The 16,353-nt window shown below is 50.4% G+C and carries 11 protein-coding genes and 2 pseudogenes; 9 read left to right on the top strand and 4 right to left on the bottom strand.

All coding sequences use genetic code 11. The features are described 5' to 3' along the window. Positions 1–208: 208 nt before the first annotated feature. Genes ACFPPD_RS09080 through ACFPPD_RS09070 form a run of 3 tightly spaced genes read left to right on the top strand, consistent with a single transcriptional unit; the run spans position 209 to position 4,029 of the window. Complete coding sequence (locus tag ACFPPD_RS09080) at positions 209–1,738, top strand: spore germination protein (protein ID WP_209749595.1); 1,530 nt, start codon at positions 209–211, stop codon at positions 1,736–1,738. Further along, a complete protein-coding gene (locus ACFPPD_RS09075) occupies positions 1,735–2,913 on the top strand; it encodes a Ger(x)C family spore germination protein (protein WP_209749596.1) in 1,179 nt (392 codons plus the stop codon). The genes ACFPPD_RS09080 and ACFPPD_RS09075 overlap by 4 nt, the downstream gene beginning before the upstream one ends. A 21-nt stretch (positions 2,914–2,934) precedes the next feature. After that, positions 2,935–4,029 (top strand): GerAB/ArcD/ProY family transporter, encoded by a 1,095-nt coding sequence (locus ACFPPD_RS09070; protein WP_378081934.1) that lies wholly within the window; start codon positions 2,935–2,937, stop codon positions 4,027–4,029. A gap of 8 nt (positions 4,030–4,037) precedes the next feature. Here ACFPPD_RS09070 and ACFPPD_RS09065 read toward each other — a convergent pair. After that, positions 4,038–5,069 (bottom strand): annotated as a pseudogene (locus ACFPPD_RS09065) (aldose epimerase family protein); the annotation flags it as partial. 93 nt (positions 5,070–5,162) lie between these two features. Further along, positions 5,163–5,876: pseudogene (locus tag ACFPPD_RS09060) on the bottom strand (ThuA domain-containing protein); the annotation flags it as partial. Positions 5,877–5,941: 65 nt separating this feature from the next. On the opposite strand from ACFPPD_RS09060, the gene ACFPPD_RS09055 reads away from it, so the two are divergent. From ACFPPD_RS09055 to ACFPPD_RS09030, 6 genes are all read left to right on the top strand, one after another. Continuing rightward, the gene (locus ACFPPD_RS09055) at positions 5,942–7,609 is read left to right on the top strand and encodes a GMC oxidoreductase (protein WP_378081931.1); all 1,668 of its coding nucleotides are present in this window, start codon (positions 5,942–5,944) and stop codon (positions 7,607–7,609) included. Positions 7,610–7,875: 266 nt separating this feature from the next. Beyond that, on the top strand, positions 7,876–9,330 hold the full coding sequence (locus ACFPPD_RS09050) for a spore germination protein (RefSeq protein WP_378081962.1): 1,455 nt from the start codon (positions 7,876–7,878) through the stop codon (positions 9,328–9,330). 29 nt (positions 9,331–9,359) lie between these two features. Continuing rightward, positions 9,360–10,532, top strand: coding sequence for a Ger(x)C family spore germination protein (locus tag ACFPPD_RS09045; protein WP_378081930.1), 1,173 nt, complete (start codon positions 9,360–9,362; stop codon positions 10,530–10,532). 13 nt (positions 10,533–10,545) lie between these two features. Then, positions 10,546–10,785 (top strand): hypothetical protein, encoded by a 240-nt coding sequence (locus ACFPPD_RS09040; RefSeq protein WP_209749600.1) that lies wholly within the window; start codon positions 10,546–10,548, stop codon positions 10,783–10,785. A gap of 23 nt (positions 10,786–10,808) precedes the next feature. Then, positions 10,809–11,909 carry a GerAB/ArcD/ProY family transporter gene (locus ACFPPD_RS09035; RefSeq protein ID WP_209749601.1) on the top strand — a complete coding sequence of 367 codons (1,101 nt, stop codon included), beginning with the start codon at positions 10,809–10,811 and terminating at the stop codon, positions 11,907–11,909. Between the two features lie 154 nt (positions 11,910–12,063). Beyond that, positions 12,064–12,324, top strand: a complete 261-nt coding sequence (locus tag ACFPPD_RS09030) for a hypothetical protein (protein WP_209749602.1) — start codon at positions 12,064–12,066, stop codon at positions 12,322–12,324. Positions 12,325–12,770: 446 nt separating this feature from the next. Here the strand turns inward: ACFPPD_RS09030 and ACFPPD_RS09025 are convergent, their stop codons facing one another. Both ACFPPD_RS09025 and ACFPPD_RS09020 read right to left on the bottom strand, forming a co-directional pair. Next, positions 12,771–12,995: a helix-turn-helix domain-containing protein gene (locus ACFPPD_RS09025; protein ID WP_019422432.1), complete on the bottom strand. Its 225-nt coding sequence runs from the start codon at positions 12,993–12,995 to the stop codon at positions 12,771–12,773. A 203-nt stretch (positions 12,996–13,198) separates the two neighbouring features. After that, positions 13,199–16,348 (bottom strand): S-layer homology domain-containing protein, encoded by a 3,150-nt coding sequence (locus ACFPPD_RS09020; protein WP_209749603.1) that lies wholly within the window; start codon positions 16,346–16,348, stop codon positions 13,199–13,201. Positions 16,349–16,353: the final 5 nt, after the last annotated feature.

Genomic DNA, 16,353 nt, shown 5'->3' with positions numbered 1-16,353 from the left:
CGATCTACATTCATCTTGCACTCCAAGCAGATATCATATCCATTTATTTCAAAACATATCGCCCCGATGAAAGGCCAACCCGATTCGGGTTGGCCTGTTATTTGTATCCAAATGCTGAATAATTCGGAGCGGACAGGGTACATTACCTTGGACAACCCTACCCATCCATACATTGCCAATATGAGCCGATCTAACAAGGTGATCCCGAATGAGAAGAAAAAGAACGATGCCGGAGCAACTCGAAAAAAAACTGGAAGAGCTTAAAAGCACCAACGAATCGGAGCTGTTCGACAGTCTGGATGACAATGAAGCCGCATTAAGGAAAACCTTTACAAGCTGCTCCGATCTTATGGTTCGCAAATTCCATGTGTTCGATTCGATCCCTTGCATGCTGGTATTTCTCGAAGTATTGGTCGATATCAATCGCCTGAACGACGGTTTTTTGATCCCTCTAATGGCGCAGGAAACGGTGCAATTCGATTCTCCCGCCCAAATTATTGAACGATTGCAATCCAAGTTGGTTCCGATCGTTAAAGCGAACATCATCGATAAAATGAACGATGCCGCACAGCATATCGTCAAGGGAGAAACCCTCTTATTCGTTCAATCCTGCAAGCAGGCGATTACTCTTAACATACCGGACCCTATGCATCGCGAGCTGCAGGAACCGAATATGGAGGCGGTGATTCGCGGTCCCCGGCTAGGGTTTATCGAGAAACTCGATATCAATATGGCCTTGATTCGCCATCGAATCCGAACCCCGCAGCTAAAGATGGAAAAGATGAGTATCGGTTCAGTCTCCCAAACCGATATCGCGATAGCCTACATCGAGAATAGGGCCCCGCAAACCGTCATCGACGAGATCAAGAAACGTCTGGCGGCAATTGAAATGGATAGCATACTGGAATCAGGCTACATTGAAGAGTTGATCAGCGAACATCCCTATTCGCCGTTTCCGGTCATTCAATCGACCCAGCGTCCCGATTCGGTGTCGGCTTCCCTGATCGAAGGCAAGGTGGCGATCCTCTCGGACGGTACCCCGATGGTGCTAATCGCGCCAATCACTTTATGGTACGGGTTTCAAACGGTCGAAGATTATTATATGAACTTTATTTTCGCAACGATGCTGCGATGGCTAAGGTATTTGTTTGCCTTTCTCGCGCTGTGCCTACCCTCCATTTATGTTGCGATTACGACCTTTCACAATGAAATGCTCCCCACCAGCCTTGCTTTGAGCCTCGCCGCAGCACGGGAAGTGGTTCCGTTTCCGGCGATGCTGGAAACGCTGATCATGGAGGTTACGTTCGAAGCGCTGCGCGAGGCGGGAGTCCGGCTTCCCCGTCCGGTGGGCCAGACGATCAGCATCGTCGGCGCTCTCGTTATCGGACAAGCCGCGGTCCAGGCAGGGATCATCTCCGCCCCGATCGTGATCATCGTTTCTTTGACGGGAATCGCCTCTTTCCTGATCCCCCACCCGGGGATGAGCCAAGCGGTCAGCATCCTGCGCTTTCCGATGATCTTGCTCGCCGGCACTTTCGGCCTGTACGGCCTCAGCGCCGTTTTGCTTGCCATTTTGATCCATTTGGTTAATTTGCGGTCCTTCGGCGTTCTTTATTTGTCGCCGCTGGCGCCGGTCAATTTTTCCGGACTCAAAGACGTATTGGTGAGAGTCCCATGGTCGTCGATGAAGAAGCGGCAGCAATACCTTCAACAGAAACGGGAGTTGGAAAACAAATGATCCGGAAGTTGTGCAAATACTCGGCCCTACTCGCCGGCTTCGGCTTATTGACGGGCTGCTGGGATCGCATCGAGATGGACGATATCGCTTTAGTGATGGGCAGCGGCATAGACATCACGGATGACGGCCAGCTCGATGTTTCGCTCCAAATCGCCCTCCCAACGGGAACTACCGGCTCCATGCAGAGCGGAGGGAAAGACAAAAAACCCGTTCTGGTCGTTTCGACTATAGGGAAGGACGGTATGGACGTTCAGCATAAGATGCAGAAGCAGTTGTCCCGGCGAGTCTTTCTAGGCCACCGGGGGGTGATTGTGATCGGCGAGAAATACGCGAGGCAAGGCGTCGATCAAGTGTTGGATAACTTATTGCGTACGCCCGACGCGCGTGCCAATGCCTTTATCGTGACCACCTATGGATGCGAAGCCAAAGAAATCATGAAAATGCCCTATGATCTGGAACAAATACCGGCTATCGGAATCAACAAGGTCATGTACGGCGAAGTCAATTTAAACGTCAAAATCGATGATTTTCTGAGCGCTTTATCCTCGGACGGATCATCGCCGGTTACCGCGGGCATTCGGATCATCAACAAAGGTACGGACGATGAAATCTTCTCGATTGATAGGATTGCGGTATATAGAGAGAACAAATTGGCCGGGTTCCTGTCGAGGAACGAACTGAAAGCATACCTCCTGTTCAGAGGGCAATACGAAAGGATGAAAATGTCAACGCAGATCGTACCAAAGGAAAAATCATTCAAGGGCACAGTAGGCATTAGTATATTGGGGGTTGACAAAAAAATACGCACGACGATTAAGAATGGAACGCCTGAAATATCGGTAAGCTTAAAGGTTAAAGGAAGAGTATGGGAGAACGATACGAACCTGAATTTGACGAAAGCCGAAAACTTAAACCTTGTCAAAAAGAAATTTACGGATGAGCTTCAAAAAATGGTCGAGAGTTTGGTCGACCGCGCGCAAAAAAAATATCAAGCGGACATCTTCGATTTCGGCAGGGAAGTTCATATCGAGCACCCCTATGTCTGGAAACAAATCAAAAATCAATGGATCGACCTGTATCCTACAGTTCCCGTCATCGTCAAGGCTGACTTTACGATAGAACGAATGGGCAGAACGCAAGCGCCTCCGCATCTGAAAAGGGAATTCGTCAAATAATCGAATCGAGGGTTAATACCGATGAAAGTGACCGGACTTCAAGTGTTCTGGATGATCGCCATCATGGATTTGGGCATGACGTTGATCATGACGCTCACGCCCAGCTTGCAAGCCGCCAAACAAGACGTATGGATTTCCATGCTCGTTGCGGGATGTATCGTGCTGCTGGTCACTTTGTTCGTAACGAAGCTAGCGCCTCTTCACCCGGGTCAGACGTTGGTTCAATTCAGTCAAGAAATTCTGGGCAAAGGGTTTGGCAGCATCGTTATCGTCATCTACATGATTCAGTGGTATACGATCATCCCGATTGTTCTCCGCCAATTCAACGATTTGGTTTCGATCATGCTCCTTGGAAATACGCCAAAGCTAGCGATCATGATCATCTTGATCCTGCTGATCGTCTATGCGACCTATGCGGGAGGGATCGAAGGGATTGCCCGCTGCTGTGAGATTTTGGGGCCGATTATTCTATTGATGGTCTTGCTCGTTCTGGCCGCAAGCGCCAAGAATATCGATTTGAGAAATCTGTTGCCGGTTTATGCGGACAGCGGGATAACAAGTATTATTAAAGGCTCCCTAGCTCCCGCATCCTATCTTGGACACTCGGTTGAATATCTTATGCTCGCGGCGTTTCTCCAGCAGCCGCATAAGGGGAGTCCGTATGCCTTCTGGGCTGTCATTGTCGCATCTTTCGCCGTGCTCCTCTCCACGCTGATGGCCGTTGCCACGGTCGGGGTCAATCTGTCCTCCAACATGTGGTACCCCTTTTTCGAGATGACGAGAAAGATATCTCTGTTCGGTTTTCTTGAAAATTTCGATCCGCTAACCATCGTTATATGGGTATCCAGCGTTTTCATCAAATTGGCCATCTATTTATTTGTCTCCAGTTACGGAACGGCCCAATTTTTGCGGATTCGGAATTGGAAGGCGTTAATCTGGTTTATCGCTCCGGTGATGCTGGCCTTTGCCATGCTCCCCAAAAACGCGGTAGAAGCGACCGCCAATTATTTGCTTAATTACTGGGTGCCGATCGCGCTTCCCGTTAACATGCTCGGCCTGCCTTTGCTATTGCTTGTCGTGGGGAAAATCAAACAGCGGAAGACGCAATCCGCGTGACGAATTCCTCATCGGGCGGAAAACTTATAGAGGGTAGACTGCCTGTAAATCTGACCGGGATTCAACTCCGTGCTCGGAAAACGGGGTTGGTTCGGGGAATCCGGAAAATGTTGAGTCTCAAGGCTAAGACCCCCATATTGGGGATACCTAATGCCGTCTTTGCCAACATCGCTCCCATCCAGCTTGTTCCCCGTGTACAGTTGGATGCCCGGCTGTGTCGTATATACTTCCATCATGCGTCCAGACTTCGGTTCATACACGCTGGCCGCATGAGCCATAGGATGCCCGGTCCGGTTCAGCGCATAGTTGAAATCAAAGCCGTTCCCCGCATACCGCATCTGCGGATCGTCCGAACGGATCCGGGAACCGATGGACGTCGGATGGCGAAAGTCGAGCGGCGTGCCTTCGACGCTTTGCAATTGCCCCGTAGGAATAAGGTCCGGACGAACCGGAGTAAACCGATCCGCGTTGATCGTTAAAATATGCCCGAGAATATCCCCGTTTCCCGCTCCGGCCAGGTTGTAATAGTTATGCTGCGACAGGTTCAACACCGTCTTCTTGTCGGCGGCGGCCGCAAAGTCCACTCCGAGCTCATTGTCGTTCGTAAGGGTGTACGCCATTCTCACCGCGACGTTGCCCGGGAACCCCTCTTCGCCGTCTCTGCTCCTATATCTCAGAATGAGCCCTGCTCCGTCTTCTCCGCACGTTTCCTCCGCTTCCCACACCCTCTTGTCGAATCCCCGAATACCGCCGTGCAGCGTGTTGGAGCCTTCGTTAACGGACAGTCGATAAGTCACGCCGTCCAACGTGAACCGGCCGTTGGCGATTCGATTCGCATACCGTCCGAGAACCGCCCCGAAGTAAGGCTTATTGCCGGATTGCAAATATTGCTCCAGCGTAGGATAACCCAGAACGATATCCTCGAGTTTCCCTTCCCGATCCGGTACTTTGAGGGCTGTCATAATGCCGCCGTATGTCATGATGGAGGCTTGCATGCCGTTTTTGTTCGTGAGCGTATAGAGGTAAACGGCTTGACCGTCGGGAGTTTTACCGAAAAATTGTTTGGCGATCGAGCATGAGGCGGATTTATTGGGCAAAGGAGTCGGCAAAGGATTCGGCGAATGAGCAAACGTCTCCAAAGGCGCCGTATTTCCGAACACCGGCTCCGGACCATGGGGAGTCGCCGCCCAGCGAACGGCGTTCGCGATAACCCGCAGCACAAACTGGTTATAGTACGTAGGATAGGCTTCATGCCCTGGCCGGAAGTAGAAGATTTTACCGAGTCCCCGTTCATACGCGCACCCGCTGCGGAACACTTCGCCTCCTTGAAACCAACTGATAAATACGAGATCGTCCGGAGCGGGGATTTCGAAAAACTCTCCGTACATTTCCTCCGGCTCCACCTCGAAATACTCGGGTAGTCCTTCGGTAATGGGATGCGAGGGGTCGACGATCCAAATTCTTTCCCTTTCGGCGTCTTCCCGCCATTTCAGATCGCAGGTCGTCCCCATCAGCTTTTGGAATATTTTCGAGCGATGTCCGGCATGCAGAACGACGAGTCCCATTCCTCGCAGCACCCTTGCCTGGATTCTATCGACGATCTCGTCGGACACCTGCCCGTGAACCAAATGCCCCCACCAGATCAGGACGTCCGTATGGTCAAGCACCTCCGTCGTCAGTCCGTGCTCCGGTTGATCCAACGTGGCGGTTCGGATGTGGAATCCGTAAGGCCCGATTCCGGCGGCAATCGCTTCGTGAATTCCCCGCGGGTAAACGGCGGCGATTTGCGGATTCGTTCTTTCGTGAACGTATTCATTCCAAACCGTCACGCGGATAGGTTTACTCATTGTCTTGTAGCTCCTTTACGTCATGATCATGGGCGTCCGAGGCATATATTTTTATAAAAAAGGAAGTGATCCTATTGAAAATCTATGTTGCCGCCCGAATGGACACGCTTTTCACGATTTCATATAAATATCGAATCGGATTGGAACAATTGATAAGCTTAAATCCCCACATTTCCAGCCCTTATGTCATCATCGCGGGCAAACACGTCAATATGCCTTCCGAGCCCGATCGACCGACCGGATACCGGGTCGTCGCCCCATTCTGCCCGCCGGTACCCGAGTCCGAATTTCTTCCGAATTGGATTCCTCTCGCTTCCTTAGAGCAGATGGCCAAAACCGAATACGATGTGCTTATCGTCGGTTCCGGCGCAGGGGGAGGAGCGGCGCTCTGGCGATTATGCGAGCAATGGAAAGATAACGGAAAGAAAATCGGAATCGTGGAAAGAGGGCCCGTCTTCTTGCCCACCCATATCGCGAACGTAGCGACGATAAACGGAGACAGCTTCAGACTGTATGCGCCGCCGCAAATCACCGATCTCATCGGGAACAGACTCCCGGAATATTCCGGCATGAAGCTGGTATACGCTTTAGGCGGAAGAACCCTGTTGTGGGGAGCGATCTCTCCCCGCATTCCCGATTTCGAGCTCGCGACTTGGCCGGTTCCGATTCGGGAAATGGAGCTTTATTACAACATCGCCGAGGAAGTCATGAACGTAACCAATACGTACACGAAGAATTCTTCCATTACGCAGATCCTTCTAGAACGTCTTCGGGAAAACGGATATTTGAATGCGGACGATATTCCGATTGCAGCCGATCTGGATCAGACCCGCTACGGCAGGCTTAACTCTAACGTCTTTTTCAGTTCCATTCTGTTCATGGCGAGAGCGCTTAGCTGGCGACCCTTCGACTTGGCCGTTAATGCCTATGTCGCGGAAGTCGTTACGGAAGGCGCGAAAGCAACGGGCGTTCGGGTGATGACCCCGGATAAGAAGTCTTACCTCATCAAAGCGAAAAACGTCGTATTATCCGCAAGCGCATTACAAACCCCGCGAATATTACTGAACTCGAACATTCCGGGAAGAGCGATAGGCCACTATCTGAGCAATCACTCGTACTTGATCGCCACGGCAAGTCTGGACACCAAAGGTTTCCCCGAACCGTTGGGAGCGCTCGGCATCGTCGTACCGGAGCTTGCGGATCGTCCCTACCGCTTGCAACTTCAAGGACCGGAACAATATTTCGATTACTCTTACGACAAGAAACCCGTTAAAGATAATTGGAATATCAGCTTCTACGGCGCATCCGGCAAGGTGGAATCGCGTTACGAGAACAAAGTCTATGTCGATCCGAGCAAGTTGGATGTCTACGGGATGCCGGAACTGCAAGTCAGCTTCTCCTATAGCGCGAAGGATGAAGAGACTTTGCTTCAGATGTATGCCGGGATTCAGCAAGCTTCCGCCGCGATGCAATTGCAGCTTGCCGAGATCGACGGTTCGCTCGCGATTTGTTTGATGCCGCCGGGAGCGGATAATCACGAAATCGGCACTTGCCGGATGGGCGACGATCCGCTTACTTCGGCCACGGACCGTTATGGGCAAATTCACGGAGTAGCCGGACTTTATATCGCGGATAACAGCGTCCTGCCTTCGATGGGCGCATCCAATCCGACGTTATCGACGGTCGCGCTTGCGATTCGGACGGCGGACTACTTGATGAAAAGACTTTCTTAACCGAACAATTTATCCTCCATCGATATGGATTGCTACAGGTTATTCACCGGATCGCAATTGGGTGATCGCCCACAACGCTCGGACAACCGAATCTATCCCCGGAATTACTCTCGAGATTTTGGTAATAATACCAACATCGGGAAAGGGTGATAGCGATGAACATAATCAAATGGCTTGTCAAACGCCATTACCGCGGGAAGATCGCAGGCAATCAAGCGGAGAAGAACATTGCCGACGCGAGCGGCAATTCGCCGATTTCTTCCCGTATGTCGGTTAACCTGCAGCGGATGAAGACGACGTTCGAACGTTGCAGCGACGTTGTCATCCTTCCCTGGCATTACGGTCCCGATTATAAATACAACGCCTTCTCCATTTATACCGATGCTCTCATTCAAAAAAAAGAACACAACTACTTTAAGGATTCTCTTCAAGACCTGGTCCCGCACCCGATTGGGCCGGGGACGACGGTTACCCCGGAGGATGTCATTTTATTTTTCAATAACAAAGGCGCATCCGACCACTCTGCCATCCTAATCGATGATTTCAACGATGCGGTCAACAGAGTGCTTGACGGACATATCGTCATTTTCATCGACCATTGGAACAAAGCGCTCGGTTACAAGGCCATTGGCCTTGAAACGAGACAAGTCACCGAATCGACTACCGAACCGGTCGTTCAAGGCCCCCGTGAGGGTACCGTTGAAAATCTGTCGAAAAATCTGGGAATGCTGCGGGGACGCATAAAATCCCCGAATCTTAAAATCGAAACGATTGCAACGGGAGGAGAAACGAAAACAAAGGTCGCTTACTGTTATTTGGAGGGAAAGGTCAATCCCGAAATGTTAGCCGAGTTTCAAAGGAGAATAACCAGGCTTAAGAACGAAGAGGTATTGGAAACTTCGTATATTGAAGAAATCATCGAAGATTCCGTGTACTCTCCGTTTCCCCAATACCGTTACACGGAAAGAACCGATGTCGCCGCAGCATCGTTGTTGGATGGGAAAATCGTCGTAATGGTCGAAGGAACCGGGTCAGTCTTAATCTGTCCCGGCCTGTTGGTGGAATTGCTGCAATCCAGCGAGGATTACTATCAAAGAACCGTTATCTCGAGCCTTATCCGAATAATAAGACTGTTCGCCTTAATGATTGCCATCGCGTTGCCGAGCATATATATCGCTTTTTCCACTTATCACCCGGAATTAATTCCGACCGTTCTCCTGCTGGCCATCATCAACTCCCGGGAAGGCATTCCGTTCCCCGCCGTCATCGAAGCTTTGATCATGGAATTTTTCTTTGAGCTGCTTCGCGAGGCCGGCATTCGGCTGCCGCGTCCGGTCGGTTCCGCGGTGAGCATCGTCGGAGCGCTCGTGATCGGAGAAGCGGCCATCAGCGCCGGCATCGCGTCGCCGATCATGGTGATCATCGTCTCCTTGACCGGCATCGCGTCCTTTGCCATCCCCCAGTACAACTTCGCCATCGGACTGCGTATTTTACGGTTTCCTCTTATGATTTTCGCCGCTTTTTTGGGCATTTTCGGTATTATGATCGCTTTCCTGCTCATCTGGCTCCATTTGGCGAATTTGCGTTCCTTAGGCCAGCCCTATCTAAACTCGATAGGTCCGTTTATTCCGCGGCAGTTGAAGGATGTATTCGTTCGCGCGCCGCTTGGTGTATTAATGCGTTCGCCGCGGAATCGCCATATGCGCAAGACATCGAAATAAGACAACATGAGTTTGCTTGGGAGAGAACAATGATCATGAACAGACGGATATGGATATGCATAAGCTTATCGGCGCTATTCGTATTGACGGGATGCTGGGATCGGGCAGAGCTTCCGGAGAAAGGATTCGTCATGGGAATCGCGATAGATAAAACCGACGAAGGAAAAATTTTATTGACTACGCAAATATACAGGCCATCCCAAGGAGTCAGCGCGATAGGCGCCAAAGCAGCCGACACAGCTTACATGAATGTTACGACCGAGAATGATACGGTTTCCAGAGCCATTCGCGATATTCCCATCAATCTCGGTCGCAAAGCCCAATGGAGTCATATCCGACTCATTATTATCGGAGAAAAGCTGGCCCGTGAACAGGAAATATATGATGTTCTGCATTTCTTTTATCGGGATCATGAGCCTCGGCTTACGATTTCTTTACTGATTGCGAAGGGAAAAGCCGATCAGTATTTGAAAATCGAACCGCTTATCGAAAATACGACAAGCCAGCAATTATTTCAAAGTGCCCAATCGGCTTCGTCAAGCAGCGGAAAAGCCATCTTTACCGACCTATTGAAGCTTGGTATACAGTTGAAGAGCGAAGTCGGCAACGCCCTAGTTCCTTATCTTTACTTTACCGACGATCCGCCGACTGTCACGAACGTAGCCGGAACGGCGCTGATCAAGAAAGGGAAGCTTGTCGGCCGAATGGAACCGAAGATGACGGAAAACTTGCAAATGCTATTGGGCGAATATCAAAGCGGGATGATCGATATTCCTTGCCCGGGACCCACAAATAACTCCAAGAAGACGGAAGTCGTGGAGATCATCAAATTCCAAGGCAAATTGCAGCCTACAATCCTCACGGAGGATTTACTGAAGGTTCGCGTAAGGATCAAGTTAGAGCTCGCTCTAATCGAACTAGCCTGCTCCGATATCATGACAATAGAAGATCAAAAGAAGTTTACGAGAAATGTTGAAGAGACGATAAAAGGGCAAATCGAGGAAACGATCGATTGGTTAAAACAAAAAAAATTCGACGCAGTCGGATTAGGCAACAAAGTGTACATTAAAAATCCGCATTTGTGGAAACAATGGAAACCGGACTGGGATGACCGATTTGCCCGCGCTCAATTCGATATTGATGTCAAGGTCAAAATCACCAATAGCGGAACTTCCATACCTAAGACCGCCATTAAAAAATAGAGGTGGCTGACGCTTGGGAAAGATGATATTACTGATCCTGATTTACGCGGCCATTTGGATCGCGGACAAACAGAAGCTGAAAAAGCTGGGCGGCCGCGGGATCGTTGCTTACGCGGCCATGCTGCTGCTCTCGCTTTACCTAGGTATCGATTATGCATTGGACCTGAAATGGCCCTTTATTGAAGATGCCGCCAGTTTTCTCTTGGGAACGACCGCCGGGCGCATCGTTAAATTATTGACGGTTCCATCCTAATCCGCAGCAAGGGGGGGCTTGAAATGAAAGCACGAGAGCAGATCAGCTCCGGGCAAATGTCCATCTTGTTCTTTTGTTTCATGACGGGTTCTTCTATCGTAAACATCCCCGGACCGTTAATCGGATACGCCAAAAACGGAGCATGGATTTCCCTGCTCCTTTCCATATCCATCGGTATGATCCTTCTAGCCTGCTTATTGTATTTGTACCGGAAATTTCCCGAATTGACTTTCATCGAATACAGCAAAGCTACGGTTGGAAGTTTTATTACAGTTCTTCTCGCCATACCCTTTATTTCCTTTCAATTCCACATGGCATCCGGAATCGTCCTGGATATCGGGTTATTCATGACGACCTCCATGATGCGGCAAACCCCGCTATTTCTTTTTTTATTGCTCGTCTTTTTTGTTGTCGCACTTACGGTTCGGTCAGGAATCGAAACGATGGCCCGAATGTTCGTCATTCCAATCATCAGCGTCCTTCTTTCCATCATCGTCATACTGGTTTTATCCATCCCCCATTATCAAGTAGAGCATCTCCTGCCCATTATGCCGGACGGTATCAAACCGATTGTGCTCGGCACCTATTTCTCATATGGCTTCCCCTACGTCGAGCTTGTGCTTATGGCCATGCTTCTCCCTTACGTACGCAAGGAAAAACTAGCCAATCTGTCGAAGGGCATGTATTTGGCTTTATTGATAAACGGAATTTTTTTAGTGGCAGTGACGGTGAGCACGATATTGGTGTTCGGGCCATTGGCAGGAGAACGGCAGTATTCGATGTTCGAGGTCGCTCGAACCGTCGATCTGCTTGAAGTCATTCAACGGATCGAATCCCTTGTCGGAATCTCCTTGATTATGGCTTCTTTTATGAAGGCGTCCATTACTCTATTCGTGCTCAATTTAACGTTTACGAAATTGTTTAACCTCAAGGACGACCGTATCCTGGTTTTCCCGCTTTCGTTGACCGGTTTTCTATTTTCAATGATGCAGCTTGAAAAAGGACAAACCCCTTGGATTAATTCCGTCGCGGTCATTCATCCGTTATGGGCCACCTTTGCTTACTTAATCCCTTTTCTCCTAATTGCAGCCGTCGCCTCCGTGAGAAAGAATATCCCGCAATAAACCTTGAACGTGAAAATAACCTTGGTGACCCGTCCCCATCAAATTTTGAAAATGGAGAATTTTATCGATCAAATAAAGTCATTGCCCCACATCCATTGCTCTTTTAACGTTTATGATATAATACAAACAAAGAAAACCAAGCGAGGTGGAGCCGATGAAATGGGGAGAAATAACCGCATTGCATCCAAGTCGTTTTGTATTAGTGGAGGCGATAAAAGCAAGCTCCAATAACCGTGTGCGTCAGTTGGAGGATATGGCGGTTATACAGAATTACGACAATCCGCAAGAAGCGTGGAGCGGGTACAAGCATTTTCACAAGCTGCATCCGTCACGTGAACTGTACGTTTTCCATACCAGTCGAAGCGATGTAGAGGTTGTTGAAGAGTTCTTCTCAGGCGTGCGGCAGCGCCCATGAAGATACAACTCCAAAATGGATTGCCTACTCAGATTGGCATTTACATTGATTTCATCAATGGCAGAGCAAAGCGAATGTATGGAGTAGGGGAACAAGTGAAAATTGCTATGAGCAGATGATCCCTGAGCTTCAAATTGAACATGTTGCTTTGAACGATTTTCCTGTCCAACTCGGATCTATACAAGAGCCATACGGTTTTGACGGGATACTTGGGATTGATTTTATGAAACAAGCGATGCCCTGATATTAAACATCGCTTGTTTTTTGCTATCTATGTGAAACTTCAACCTCATATCCACTGTTAGCGTAAAATAGCCCCACCTGGTAATCAGATGGAAGCTATTTTACGCTTACAAATCAAAAAGCCTTCCCCCTCGCCCCGATTCGGTAGCGAAAAAGAAGGCTTGCGCCAGCGATGAAGCGGCAATGAACTTGCGACTGCTGCTTTAGATCTTTAGCTCCCCGAGCTTAATAAGCTCGACAACCGCTTGCGAACGACCTTTGACATTCAGCTTTTGCATCACATTCGAGATGTGGTTGCGGACCGTTTTCTCGCTGATAAACAACTGCTGCGCAATGTCGCGGGTCGTCTTGTCCTGCACGAGCAGTTCGAAGACTTCGCGTTCCCGATTGGTGAGTAGGAATTTGCTCTTGTGGTCGCTGCCTTTCAACGTTTGTCACCCCTCCTTGCCCGGGAATGTGTGATTACAAGGTATAGGGATACAGTCAACTTTATCATATGAAAGGGGTTTTCCCGTGGTGCGAAGGTCCAAGAAAATGGGCTAACGCCTTGTTTTAACATCATTAGTGTCGCGCAACGAAAAAGCCTCAAAGATCAAATGATCTTTGAGGCTTTTCTGTCTCTCTTGCTGGATTACGGTCCGGGAACGTATTTTTCCCCGACGCCCTCATTCTTCTCAAACGAATGGTCGATCGAAGCTTCCTGAATCGCGCCATACGCCCAATGCTTCTCCGGAACGTCGTTCCATTTCGGCTCAGCCCCTGTCAACGGACCTCTGCCCAACAGCTTGTTAAGCATCGTGACGGCTTCGGAGCGCGTCAAACTTTGGTCCGGACGGAACTTGCCGTCCGCATATCCGCTGACGATGCCCGCTGACTGCGCTTCCTCGATTGCCGCCTGCGCCCAATGGCCCGCGGTATCCGTGAAGCCTTTGCCGCTGCCTTGCGCGTTCTCAAGCAACCGTGAAAGGATGGTAGCCATCTCTGCGCGGGCGATTTTCTGCTCCGGCTTGAAGCTGCCGTCCGTGTAGCCCTTCATCAGGCCCATGGCCGTAACCATGTCGATCGCGTCCTTGGCCCAATAGGCTGCAGCTACGTCCGTATAGGCTTTGACGGTCAGCCTAGTATCCGTATCAAAGATCCGTGCCAGCATTGCCGCCATTTCCGCGCGGGTGATCTCCTTTTCCGGCTTGAACGTACCGTCACGGAAACCCATGATATAGGCCTTGTGCATGCCGTCATCCGCCAGCGATTGCTGCCAGCCTTCCATATGCACGATCGTAAACGTGCTGAACTTGTTGACCGTAAACTTGATGCCAAGCTTTCCGGTATTGTCGTAAGGAACGATTTCACCTTTGACCAGCTCTTTCGTTCCATCGCTGTGCTCAATGAAAATGCCCATATCCTGCAGTTGCGCTTCGCTGAAGGACGTCGTTCCCAGCGGCAGCACAAGCTCGACGCGGCGGCTCTGCATGTTCGTCTCGATCGTCATCGGACGGCCGACCACTTCGACGTTGTCGCTGCCCGCCGCCTCGCGTACGACCTGCTCCGTCTTGGCCCTCTGCTCCACTTCTTTACGCTCGTCTTCCTTCTTGATCGGCACGACCCGGAAATACAGATCGTCCGTGAGCCCTTGCAGGGACGCGCTCGGAATTTCAATCCGCGCGTTATTGGTGTAAAACTCCAAGTTCACGTTTCCGTTTGCCAGAAGCTCCGTCGACGCCTTCGGCACGGTCAAGTCCAGTTCCGCCACTTCGTCCTTCGGATCGAGAATGACGATCTTCGCGGAAGATGAACCGGCAGCCGCTAGCTGCTCCACCGTTTGGGCCGCCTGCTCGGGAGTGAACATCACTTCGTCCTTTTTCTGTCCGTTCGCGTCCGTTGTGCGGTTGATGACAACTTTCGAGACACCTCCGCCTTCATCCGATCCGCTGTTCTCAACATCTACTGTAATCACTTCTCTTGTCGGCAAAGTAGTTCCTGTGCTGTTATTGTCGTTGTCCGACGTGGAAACACGCAGCTCAATCGTGTCGGCAATAGCGGTGGAAGTCGTGTTGCCCGCCGCGTCCATCAGTTGCATGTATACCGTTTTCGCGCCGTTGCCGGAAGCAAGCGTCCACGCTTTCGTACTCGCCGCCGATTCCCAAGCGCTCCAGGATGCGTTGTCATTCGAGAAACGCATCTTGACGCTTCCCGAACCTGTGCCATCGCTGCTATTGATTGTGAGAGTAACGGGTGCCGTGTTTGTCGAAGCCGCTCCGCCGTTCAAGCTCAAGCTGCCTGTCGGCGCCGTTTTATCGAAGATCACGCTGCTGCCATCCGTCGTTTCCGCAGCTTGATCGTTTCCGATGTCAATCGTAAAGGCGACGATCCCCTCGGTCTCGTCTCCCGCAAACGTATACGAAGCCTCGTATCCGTCTCCGCTCGTTACGACGTTTACCGTCTGGCCCGCGATTGTTGCCGTTGGCAGGCTGTTTAGACTAACATTCGTCTTAAACTTCAGCGTCGCTGTGTCTCCTGTCTTTGCGTAAACAGAGTTCGTATTATCGCTGGCAATGCTGACCAGGGTAAGATTAGGTTCTACATCCGCCTGCGGGGTTGCGCTCGCTTCATTGGAAAACGCGCTTTCTCCTCCCTCGTTGCCAGCCTTAACAGCGAAATAATAGGCAGTGCCGTTTGTCAGTCCGGTTATGTCATAAGTCGTACCGGAAGCCGTTGCCGCTGGAGCATCACCGTATTCGCCGGATTGCGTTCCCATATAAATGTTGTAGTAGGTCGCGCCGGCAACACTGTTCCAGTTCAAGGAGACTTGGCTGTCTCCGGGGATTGCGGTCAAGTTAGCGGGAATAACCTCAACTGTTACCTTTCCGGGAATAAGCGTCTTTTCCATTTCAAAGGCCGATGCGTCCGTGACCGTAAAATTCTGTATTGAGCCTGTTTGTACAGTGAGACTTTTAACGCCCATTGTTGCCGTATCTTTAATCTTAAAGGTCACGGCAAACAGCTTCTCTGCCGTTTCAATAGGACTATCTCCGCCATTTGCGTCCGCCCATGCCGCCAGCAGCTTTCCGTCCGTATTGCTGTAGTTCGAAACAAACAGGTCGCCGCCGGACCCCTGTTCGATTCCACTAACCTCCAGCGCATCCTTATCAAAATCGATCCGAATCCCGTAGGACCCGATGCCTGCCGTCGCGCTGGTTACGGTTACCGGAACTTCCACCGTCGAACCCGATTGTCCGGCAACGCTGCCAATAGCTACCGTAACCTTGGCGCGCTCCGTTATCGTTACTTTTCCAGACAATGCCGTAGCCGTTATCGGCAACGTATCTTCTGTGACCGTACCGGACAAACCGATTACCGAGTCCCCGGGCGCAGCAACATCTTTAATTTTGAAACGAATCGTAAATACTTTCTGTTTTTCGTCTATGAAACCGGAATCCCCGAAATTGGAAGCTGTCACCTTAATGCTACTATCGCTTGATGTATCGCCGGTGAAATGATCGGCATTCGCTTCATCTATGACCGAACTGTCCCCGCCATCCGGCTCCAACACGTAAGAATCGTAGTCTACGATAATTTGATACTGCCAAATTGAATTTCCCGGCGTCACATAGACCGGAACCTCAACGAAATTCCCCGGTACTCCCGGCAAGCTTCCGGCTTCAATCGTATGCGCCGATTCCGCAAAGGCTTTGCCTGCTCCCGGGTCAAAGAATCCCGGCACGCTTCCCGCCGCCATCGAAATTGCCAGGACAAGGAAAATTTTTGTAAAAATACGGTTCACCTTTA

It is taken from the genome of Cohnella suwonensis, from assembly GCF_042655365.1.
Classification (GTDB): Bacteria; Bacillota; Bacilli; order Paenibacillales; family Paenibacillaceae; genus Cohnella; species Cohnella suwonensis.
The sequence above is the reverse complement of the archived record's forward strand: the minus strand, read 5'-3'. Positions and strand labels throughout refer to the sequence as shown.